Source organism: Streptomyces sp. 8N706, assembly GCF_052245415.1.
Lineage (GTDB): Bacteria > Actinomycetota > Actinomycetes > Streptomycetales > Streptomycetaceae > Streptomyces.
In genome coordinates this window covers 1-8,700 of record NZ_JBQQBW010000182.1, presented here as the reverse complement: position 1 = coordinate 8,700, position 8,700 = coordinate 1, and the positions used below count along the sequence as shown (strand labels likewise).

Sequence of the window (8,700 nt, the reverse complement as noted above, 5' to 3'; positions counted from 1 at the left end):
CTGGCCGTGGCCGAGCGGGTGTGGCAGCGGATGAGCGAGCAGCTCGCCGACGAGCGCACGGAGGCCGGGTCGCCGGTGGTCCAGGTGGCGGGTCGGGCGGTGCGGCTGGTCCCGGACCGTGGGCAGGAGGTGGCTGAGTCCGTGCTGCCGGCGGAGTACCAGCGCATCCTGACCGCGGTGCGGCAGGCCGCCGGCCCGGTCTCCACCCGGCAGATCGGCGAGGTGCTGGGCTTGGATGCGCCCCGGTGCCGACCTGTACACGGGCGCGCTGATCCGCCGCGCGCTCACCGAGCAGGGCGTGAGCCACCGGGTGGGCGCGGGGGCCACCGAGCGCGGATGGCTTGCCACGACGGGCCACGACGGGCCAACCCTCTACATCACCGCGCACGACTGCAACGGCCGCATGGGCTACGACGTCGACCGGGCAGCGTTCATCGGGTTCAACGCCGTCGTGACCGACGAGCAGGGAACGCGCATGGTCTACAACGGCACGGCCGAGGACCGGCGCCCCGCCGTGGACGCCGAGGAGTGCACGCGTGCGGTCGCCGCCTTCCTCCGTCTGCGCCCGTTCTGCGGATGGTGCGAGGACACCGGATCCATCACCTCTATCACGCTTCGACGGACGGGATCACCGGTCACCGCGAGTGCGACAACCCGCCGTGTGTGGCACGGCGTGAGCGGCTGGCGGCCGAGTACGAAGCCCGCAAGGCGCGGGAGGAGGCGGAAGCGGCGGCACACGCGTGCACGGGGCCGCTGTGCTGCCCCCCGTTCTAGGCACCACAGCCCCCGCCACAGCCGGTTCCCCGGCCCGATCGAGTCGGGCCGGGGAGCACACCGGGCCCACGTGTCGCGAGACGGCCCCAGACCACGGCACGAGAGCGCACTGCCCAGCACCCAGCCGGGCTTGTGCCCTGGCTGGGTGCGGCACAGCCGGACGGCCCCCGCCGCCATCGACCCCTCGATGACCCAGAACGAAGCCCAGCAGTTCGGCACTCCGGCATTCGAGCGATCCCCGGCAGCCGCCTGACCTGCACCACTCCCGCCGTCACCGCATGGTGCGGCCATCACCCCCGAATATCTCGCACGACTCCGACCTCTTCGGCGGGGATGCCCCGCTCCCTACCCCGCGCCTGTCCCGCCGCACCGGCCCCTGCGCCCGTCGGTCGGTGGCTTGTTGCGGCCCTTGCACCGCCCTGCTCCACGGTTCGGCCACACCCACCCGGCCACGCCCACCGGAGGCCGGGCCGCCCTCTGCCACTCTCCCCGCCGCTAGGAAGGAACCGACGCCATGGCCACCATCCCGCCCACGCCGCCCGCCACGCACGCCGAAGGAACGCCCCTGAGCATCCAGCTCTTCACCATCGCGGAGACCGGACTCGGCCCGTACGTCGGACTGCCCGTCACGTCCCTGTGGCTCGACGACACCCCGCACCTGTTCACCCAGGAGACCGCCGCACAGGTCGCTGCTGACGTCGCCCGGGACGACCTGTGCATGAGCTACGCGTTCTCCGCCGACGGCACCCTGACTCTCCAGTGGACCGAGGAATACGACGCGTTGGGGCGCGTCGTCGTCGTGGTGCCGGACGTGCACGGCCGGTACCTCATCGGCGGCATGTGGCCGTGGGCCGTGTGGGGCGACGACGACGTGCCGCACACCGCCGGAAAGGCCGCGTACGCGCTCGGCGCCGCCGAGTACCCGCAGAGCGTCACCACGTCGTTCCCCGACGGGCTGATCGAGCTGTACGACCAGGGCCGCGAGGAAGCGCACCGCGTGACGTTGCGCCGCGAAGAGCCCTGATGCCCCCGCCCCTCGCCGACTCGGCGGACTTCTCCGAGATCGACCCGCCCCGCACGACGGTGCCGCTCGAAGGGACGAGCGCGACCTCGCGCGACCGCTGAACCAGCCCCCATCTCCGCTTCACTCACCACGCGGACCGGCCCGGCCGGTCCGCACCGATCGAAAGGCACACCGTGCGCACCCTGCACACCCGCCGTCTGCCGCATCACGTTCACGGCCTCCTGGTGGCCGCCGTCGCCCTCCTGGGCCTGTTGATGGTGCTCACCGTTGTGATCCCCGCCGTCAGCGCGGCGGACGATGACACCCCGCCGCGCTGCCCCGTCTCGCGCAGCGGCTCCGGAGACCTGGTCCCCGCCGGTCCCCGGCCGTGCGTGCTGTACGGCGCGGGCACCGGCATCGCCCCGGGCCACGACGGGCGGCAGCGCCACGGCGGCGGATCCGGCACGACGAAGAAGCCGACCGACCTCACCAAGAGGCCGACCGGCACCCAGAACAAGCCCGCAGCGCCGAAGGCCCCGGCAGCCCCGCCGAAGGCTCCCGCAGTCCCGAAGGCCCCGGTCGCGCCCCGCATCCGCTGACCCAGCGGCCCGCCCCGGCTCCCCCCTCCTCGCGCGGCTCCTGGCCGGTCCACCTGGAGCGGCCAGTACCGCTGCGTGGCCGTCCTGGTCGACGGCGAGCGGTGCACCGAGCCGGCCACGGACGTGGACCACATCAAGCCCGGTGATGACCACAGCCTCACGAACCTTCAGGCCCTGTGCCACTGGCACCACGCGCGCAAGAGCGCGAGCGAAGGACACGAGGCGAGGCGAGCGAGCGCGCGGCCGACGCGTCGGCGTCCGGTGTCTTCGCACCCTTCAAGCCTCTGACCTGGGGGGATGCCCACTTGATCTTGGTCTCCGGACCGCAAGCGTATAGCGGCTCGGATCGTGTACGGGTTCCAGGGGCGTCAGGCGCGGGAGGCGCCGCGTCGATGGCGCCAATTTCCGAGCAGGGACAGGACGATGATGGCCACGAGGGCGATCACCGCGACCATCCGCGTGACACTCCATGTCGTAGTAGCCACCTGACCCTGCATTGCGGCCTCATTCTGCATCCGCATCGATGTCTCGACCAGAACCACGAGTGGCACTGGGAGCCGAAACACAAGGCGGTACGGGCCGTTCCGTGCCAAGTTTCCGGCAAATCCGAGGAGAGGGCCGAGAAGGAAGGCGAAGAAGAACCACGCCAACAGCTTCGAGATGAATACACCCCAGTCGAAGTACGTCGTCTGCCCTGTCAGGTCGTTGAGGTCAGCCGACACGTACTCACCCTGGCCCGCCTTCGTCAGGTAGTACGCGAGTACCGCGCAGACAAGGGCCGTCGTCCCGGCACTGGCAGACTGGATCTTCGTCCTTCCGAATATGCCGATGAGGAAGGCCAGGGCGGCCCAGGCCCAACCCGCGCTCAAGGTCAGGTGCGCCGCATTTCCTGCCTGCCCTCCGGTCGAGAGGAGCAGCGGGCCCGAGGCGCCGAGAACCGCCCCCGTTACCAGAGCGAGCGTGTGTGTGGAGATCCAAGTACTCATGACGGAGCGCCCCTGGGAGCCGCCGTCTTGAACACGTGTCAGTTCCGCGTGAGTCATGATGCGTAGTCACCGCCGAAGTGATGGTGTGCCGTGGGGGGTGTAGAGGTGCGCCGAAGTCCCGGCCGCCGGAGTTTGAGATTCCGGGCGGCCGGGACTTCGGTAAGGCATTCAGAGCTTATCGCGCTCCGCGCATCTTAGTAGACGCCCCAGTACGTGTAGCAGGTGTACGCAGCGCCGTTGGTCACCGACGCCTTCGCCCAAAGGTCCTTGTCGGCATAGGTCTTGTCAGTGCCGTTGGCCTTGATAGCCGTCGCCGAGTGGCGCTTGGTCGGGTGGATGTAGTTGGAGTAGCACTTCGACCCGGTCGCCACGGGGACGTTGCCGTAGCTCCACGTACCCCCGCCAACTTCCTTGGTGGTGAGGGGGGTGACGCCGGAAGGGGAGACGGGCACCGCAGTCATACCCCACTCCGTGGGCTTCTCGCCGTTCGGTCCTATGAGCGCTGCCGGCGGGGTCATGTCGCTGGTCGCGGTGACGACGACGGGCTGCGGGGTGGACGCGACGGACGGGCCAGCCGCGAAGAGGGTTCCGGCGGCTGCTGCCATCCCCACGGCGGCGACGGCGACTCTCTTGGACGTCTTCATAGTGCTGTCAAGCTCCTTGTGCTTGTGGGAGGTTGGACGAGATCTGCGCGCTAGATCTTCGCGAGAAAGTCTGTGCCTGGTAGTCGCATATGTACAGACTGTGCTGGATGTGTGGCCGATCTTTACGTTGGAGTTTTCGAATATCCGTGCTCCGCTTTTTCTGGCGTGGCCGGACTGCTACCCGGGGCAATGTGTGTTGCCAATGGGGGGCGTGTTGTTCCGGTTGCTGAATCGCGAAGAGTGCCGCGTGGCCGAAAATGGGTGGTTTCGCTGGCCTACTCGCAGTCATCAAGGATGTATCGGAGAAGAGTTGCTGCACCGTTGCCCAGTTAGTGATCTTGCGGCTGTTTCACTGACCGCCTCGCGTGAGGAGGTGTCCAGTGCCTGGGCCCGTGCCGAAATGATTCGACCAGCGGCGCCGACGAAACAGGGCTGACGGCCCGGAGCTGGTGAAGGCCCGGGGCGGCGCTGTCCCGGAGGTGCCCCCGCGGACGAGGAGTGGCACCCGATACCCGGAGTGGAGCGGGTTCCTCAACGAGGCCGAACTGGTCTGCCTCGAAGGCATGTGCCGCTCCGATCTCGGACAGCACAAGCGGGCGGTGCGGCTGCTGGAACGCTCCTCCGCCCTTCAAGACATCGAGCACTCCCGCAACCGGGGCATGTGCCTCGCCAGGCTCGCCGGCGCCGCCATTCAGGACCAGGACCTTGACCACACCGTCGCCGCCGCCCGCGAGTCGCTGCGGCTGATCGACGGAGGCATGACGTCGACCCGCAACCGGCGGCAGCTCCGCCGTGTTCGCGAGGGCCTACGCCCCTACCAGAAGGCCAACAGCGATGCTCGCGACACCATCGAGCTGCTAGACCTGCACATCGCCTGACGACCGCCACCGGAAGGGACCACGGCAGATGCCCACCCACACCCCTCACCTCACCCTGCGCCGCCACGACCCGGAGGCGGCGAAGGGAATCGCAGACGAGCTGATCGGTCTACGCGGAGGTTTACAACGCCCCTCCGTACGCGGGTGACCCCTTTCGCCGTTCCCACCTACATCAACCGCCTTCACGCCGCGTTCGACATGAGCGGCTTCGAGACCGTGACCGCGCACCTGGACGACGGGACCCTTGCCGGGTACGTCCACGGCGTCACCCTCGAACCCGATCGCGCCTGGTGGGTCTCCCTCGGCGACGCTCGGCCCGCCGACGTGGTCAAGGCCGCTGAGGAAGGCGGGGTGTTCTGGCTGCGTGAGCTGATGGTGCTGCCGCAGCACACCAACCAGGGCATCGGCCGACGGCTGCACGACGAGATGGTGACCGGCCGCGCGGAGCCGTGGACCACCCTCACGTGCATCATCGACAACGAGCCCGCCCGCTCCGCCTACCCGCGGTGGGGGTACGAGGTGATCGGCCGCATCAAGCACGCCCCGGAATCCCCGGTGTATGACGCGATGATCCTCCGACCGACCGTCTGAGGAGACCACCCAGCCCCGCGCCGAGATCACCAGAAGGAGCCCCTGGCCCGTGGAGGGTCAGGGGCTCTCGCATGTCCTGAGCTGCGGAAACGTAACGGCTGAGCCGCCGGACCTGTGTTCCGCAACGCCAAGACCTACGGTCAAGATCAATCAGACCCCGGCGACGGCGGCAACCGTCCCGGGGAGTGGCCTACAGCTTGGTGGAGCTGAAGACATGCGAGAGCTTATCGCGCGCCTTTTCGGGCGCCTCGTCCTGGCGCTCATTCCCGGACCTGACCCCCGCGCGACCCTGGTCCGCTGGGCGGAGCGCCTGTTCCCCGCCAGCGGGCGGCACCGCGCACCCGCACCCACGCCGGCGCACCACCCCGAACCGTGGCGCAAGCCCTGGCCCGCTCACCGGAGCCCGTACGCGGCGGAGGCAGCCGCCCCGCGCCCCTTCCTGGACACCATCGACCCGGTACGCCCGTACCTCACGGCACCGTCCCGGAACCGCCCCGCCACTCCCAAGGAACGGGCGGGGGCTTACCGCCTCTGGGTCATCGACATGGCGCTACGCGGTATCGACGGAGCCCGGCGGCCCCCCCTCCGCCTGCTCCGGCCCGGTCACCGCAGACAGCCCGGCCCCGCCGCCCCGGCCCCGCCGCCCCGGCGACGCCGCGATACCCCTGCGGCCAAGCCCCACTACGGCCGGCGCCGCTTGCCCGCCCGATCCTGCACGGTGCTCACCCACGCCGGGCGGTGAAGACCGAACCCGCCGCGGCCGGTCCTGGTCTCGGCGCTCACACCACACGCCTATCCATGACAACGAGAGGACCCGTCACAACCATGTCGCTCACACAGCCGAGCCCGATCCGCTTCGAGACGCCCGCCCCACCGGTCCCGCGCCTTCGCGAGGCGCGAGAGGCGTTCGCGGCAGCACTGCGCCAGCACCCGGGCGAGTGGGCACTGCTCGGCCAGCACCACACATCCAGCGGCGCCCGCCAGGACGCATACGAAATCCGGCGCGCGCTGCGCCCGGTGAACCAGGGCTTCGCACCAGCGGGGGAGTTCCAGGCCGAGGCCCGGACGCTCATCGGGGAGTACCGCGTCTACGTCCGGCGCGTGCCCGATCAGGGCCAGTGAGGCGCAGCGGAACAAGCAGACCGCCGCAGGTGGGACAGCGGGGCTGGCGGTCGGGCGCACCCAGCCCCCGCACCGGCTGAACCGGCCGGGCGGGCCCCGCCTTCCGGCTCGCCCGGCTGTGTCCCGGCCCGCCGCGCCCGCGCTTGCGTGGCTTACCCCGCTCCCGGCCACGATCTGAACCGCCGGGCCGGCCCAGGCGGTTCAAACCTTCTCGCCACCGCTGTGGCCGGGGCCCCCTCCTCCCTCTCCTTCACTGCCCCAGAAAAGGCCTTCATGCTCATGCGTACCTTCACGCTGCCCGACAGCCCTGACACCTTCCAGCTCGGCAACCGCCCCCAGGACCCCGACCTCTACGACCCGTTGCCCCCTGGCGTGAGCGTCGAGGACATCACCGTGGTCCGCGCGTACCAGGTGAGCGCTGGTGATCTGGTCGTCGCCTACTTCCCCGAGTGGACGGGCCGCGCGTGCGTGCGCGTCGCCGAGCACCTCGAAGTTCTCTACCGCGCCGACCCGCACAGCCTCGCGGACTGCCCCTGCAAGAAGTGCGACAGGTGCGAAGAACACCAAGCACAAGCCCTGAACGCCTCCCTCGAAGAAGACACCCTCAACCGCCTGACGGCCAACAGCCACCGCTACATCTGCCTGACCCCCTCCGACGACGAAGGCGACTGCGAAACCCACTACCGCAACGCACCCCTGGGCATCATCCCCGCCGCCACTCTCGCCGCCCTCCCCGGCACACCCCCCACCACGCTGCCCGACCTGACCCCAGCGCCCAGGGCAGGCGAGCGCACCCTGCCGCAGAAGACCGCCGACGAACTGTTCAGCTACCTCGTTAATGAGGCCGACCAGTGGCAGGCCGGAACCGCCCACGAGGTTCACCACAGGAGCGAACCGGCCGCCCTGGACTACCTCCTCGCACACGGCCCGATGCGCCCCCACGAGACCCAGACGATCGTCACCGCGATCCGGCTCCTGGACCCCGACCGCTTCGGCCCCGCCCACTGACACCCCCCGGGGGGAGACTCGCGCTGCTCCCTGCTCAGCCGCGCCCGCCCCGGGGGACCGCGGCCCAGAGCCGCACTGCTACCCCCGGGGCAACGGGCCCTTGCGCCGTTGACCCTCCGGCCTGACACGGTGACCCGCGCCGGGTCGCCCCGCCACCCCGGCTGCCCCCCGGACACCAACCACCGCTCGTGCCTGGTCCCCCCCCCGCCTGCTGCACGAGGGGCCTCCGTCTGTGGTTGCGGCGCTAACCGCCCGCTCCGCCACCGTGAACCCGCCACCCGCCCCGCACTTGAGGACAAGGTTCGCGCGCTGATCCCCGCCTACCAGAAGTAGCCCGACGTCCGCCGGGCCCGGATCCCCCTCCGGGCCTGGCGGGCAGCACCGGCCGAACCTCACCGCCCCGGGCGTCGGCGGGATGGGAATCCCCGCCCGCCCGGGCCGCACCGAAGAACCTCAACTCCGATGGAAAGGGCTCCGACATGACCGCCTTCGAACCCACCCCGCAGGCCTGCGCCGCCGCCGCCCGGGCCGCCGTGCTGACCGACTTCGCCGACCTGCACGGCCGGTTCGCGGACGGCTACAGCGCCGACGGCATCCGGACCGTCTTCGGCCGCATCCACGACGAGGGCGGCCCGTACCTGGTCTGCGTGTGGGACTACGCCGACGACTTCGGGTTCGGCGGCAACTCGGTGTTCTACGTCGAGGACGAGGACGGCGGCCTCTTCGAGGTCCAGCCCGACATCCACCGGTGGCTCAGCGGTCAGCAGGAGACGCCCGGCCCGCTGAACACCTGGACGGGCGCGCGTGCCTACGAGACGGAGGAGTTCCCCGTCAGCGACGACTTCCACAACTACGCCAGGTCTGACCGGCCCGACCACACCGAACACCTCAACGAGGAGACGACCGTGACGAAGAAGCCCTTCACCTCGCCGTGCGGCACCGGATGCGCCGCCGCCCAGATGGAACTGTTCCCGACGCTGGCCGCCGCGCCGGCCGCGCCCCCGACCGTCTTCGTGCCTGCACCGCCCACGGCCCCTGGGCCCGCCGCACCATTCCCCCCACCAACCTGACCCCGGGGGGCCGCCGGGGGCGTGC

12 protein-coding genes are annotated in these 8,700 nt (G+C 70.4%); 9 read left to right on the top strand and 3 right to left on the bottom strand.

Translation table 11 applies throughout. From position 1 onward, the window contains the following. Positions 1-261 (bottom strand): hypothetical protein (locus ACTWQE_RS32950; protein WP_443332763.1); only part of this gene is annotated, 261 nt, incomplete at its 3' end. Between ACTWQE_RS32950 and ACTWQE_RS32945 the strand changes: the two genes are divergently transcribed. The 3 genes from ACTWQE_RS32945 (at position 236) to ACTWQE_RS32935 (ending at position 2,376) form a co-directional block, all read left to right on the top strand. Next, complete coding sequence (locus tag ACTWQE_RS32945) at positions 236-1,027, top strand: hypothetical protein (RefSeq protein WP_443332762.1); 792 nt, start codon at positions 236-238, stop codon at positions 1,025-1,027. The genes ACTWQE_RS32950 and ACTWQE_RS32945 overlap by 26 nt on opposite strands. Before the next feature lie 261 nt (positions 1,028-1,288). Beyond that, positions 1,289-1,798, top strand: a complete 510-nt coding sequence (locus ACTWQE_RS32940; RefSeq protein WP_443332761.1) for a hypothetical protein — start codon at positions 1,289-1,291, stop codon at positions 1,796-1,798. Between the two features lie 173 nt (positions 1,799-1,971). Continuing rightward, the gene (locus ACTWQE_RS32935; protein ID WP_443332760.1) at positions 1,972-2,376 is read left to right on the top strand and encodes a hypothetical protein; all 405 of its coding nucleotides are present in this window, start codon (positions 1,972-1,974) and stop codon (positions 2,374-2,376) included. Positions 2,377-2,744: 368 nt separating this feature from the next. Here ACTWQE_RS32935 and ACTWQE_RS32930 read toward each other — a convergent pair whose 3' ends face one another. Beyond that, a complete protein-coding gene (locus tag ACTWQE_RS32930; protein ID WP_443332759.1) occupies positions 2,745-3,362 on the bottom strand; it encodes a DUF6518 family protein in 618 nt (205 codons plus the stop codon). Between the two features lie 194 nt (positions 3,363-3,556). Further along, on the bottom strand, positions 3,557-4,006 hold the full coding sequence (locus ACTWQE_RS32925) for a lactococcin 972 family bacteriocin (RefSeq protein ID WP_443332758.1): 450 nt from the start codon (positions 4,004-4,006) through the stop codon (positions 3,557-3,559). A 479-nt stretch (positions 4,007-4,485) separates the two neighbouring features. Here ACTWQE_RS32925 and ACTWQE_RS32920 point away from each other — a divergent pair, with 479 nt between their 5' ends. The 6 genes from ACTWQE_RS32920 to ACTWQE_RS32895 all read left to right on the top strand — a co-directional run bounded on the left by ACTWQE_RS32920 (position 4,486) and on the right by ACTWQE_RS32895 (position 8,675). Further along, a complete protein-coding gene (locus ACTWQE_RS32920) occupies positions 4,486-4,884 on the top strand; it encodes a hypothetical protein (protein WP_443332757.1) in 399 nt (132 codons plus the stop codon). A gap of 144 nt (positions 4,885-5,028) precedes the next feature. Further along, entirely contained in the window at positions 5,029-5,475 is a 447-nt protein-coding gene (locus ACTWQE_RS32915; RefSeq protein WP_443332756.1) for a GNAT family N-acetyltransferase, read from the top strand. Between the two features lie 214 nt (positions 5,476-5,689). Next, the gene (locus ACTWQE_RS32910; RefSeq protein ID WP_443332755.1) at positions 5,690-6,217 is read left to right on the top strand and encodes a hypothetical protein; all 528 of its coding nucleotides are present in this window, start codon (positions 5,690-5,692) and stop codon (positions 6,215-6,217) included. A gap of 83 nt (positions 6,218-6,300) precedes the next feature. Further along, entirely contained in the window at positions 6,301-6,597 is a 297-nt protein-coding gene (locus ACTWQE_RS32905) for a hypothetical protein (protein ID WP_443332754.1), read from the top strand. Positions 6,598-6,870: 273 nt separating this feature from the next. Then, a complete protein-coding gene (locus ACTWQE_RS32900; protein WP_443332753.1) occupies positions 6,871-7,605 on the top strand; it encodes a hypothetical protein in 735 nt (244 codons plus the stop codon). A 479-nt stretch (positions 7,606-8,084) separates the two neighbouring features. Further along, entirely contained in the window at positions 8,085-8,675 is a 591-nt protein-coding gene (locus tag ACTWQE_RS32895; RefSeq protein ID WP_443332752.1) for a hypothetical protein, read from the top strand. The last annotated feature ends 25 nt before the right edge of the window (positions 8,676-8,700 follow it).

What these genes read in the sequence shown, in the direction of transcription:
- ACTWQE_RS32945 (WP_443332762.1), top strand. Translation starts at nt 236, where the DNA reads ATGCGCCCCGGTGCCGACCTGTACACGGGCGCGCTGATCCGCCGCGCG.
- ACTWQE_RS32895 (WP_443332752.1), top strand. Translation starts at nt 8,085, where the DNA reads ATGACCGCCTTCGAACCCACCCCGCAGGCCTGCGCCGCCGCCGCCCGG.
- ACTWQE_RS32900 (WP_443332753.1), top strand. Translation starts at nt 6,871, where the DNA reads ATGCTCATGCGTACCTTCACGCTGCCCGACAGCCCTGACACCTTCCAG.
- ACTWQE_RS32910 (WP_443332755.1), top strand. Translation starts at nt 5,690, where the DNA reads ATGCGAGAGCTTATCGCGCGCCTTTTCGGGCGCCTCGTCCTGGCGCTC.
- ACTWQE_RS32930 (WP_443332759.1), bottom strand. Translation starts at nt 3,362, where the DNA reads ATGAGTACTTGGATCTCCACACACACGCTCGCTCTGGTAACGGGGGCG.
- ACTWQE_RS32905 (WP_443332754.1), top strand. Translation starts at nt 6,301, where the DNA reads ATGTCGCTCACACAGCCGAGCCCGATCCGCTTCGAGACGCCCGCCCCA.
- ACTWQE_RS32940 (WP_443332761.1), top strand. Translation starts at nt 1,289, where the DNA reads ATGGCCACCATCCCGCCCACGCCGCCCGCCACGCACGCCGAAGGAACG.
- ACTWQE_RS32925 (WP_443332758.1), bottom strand. Translation starts at nt 4,006, where the DNA reads ATGAAGACGTCCAAGAGAGTCGCCGTCGCCGCCGTGGGGATGGCAGCA.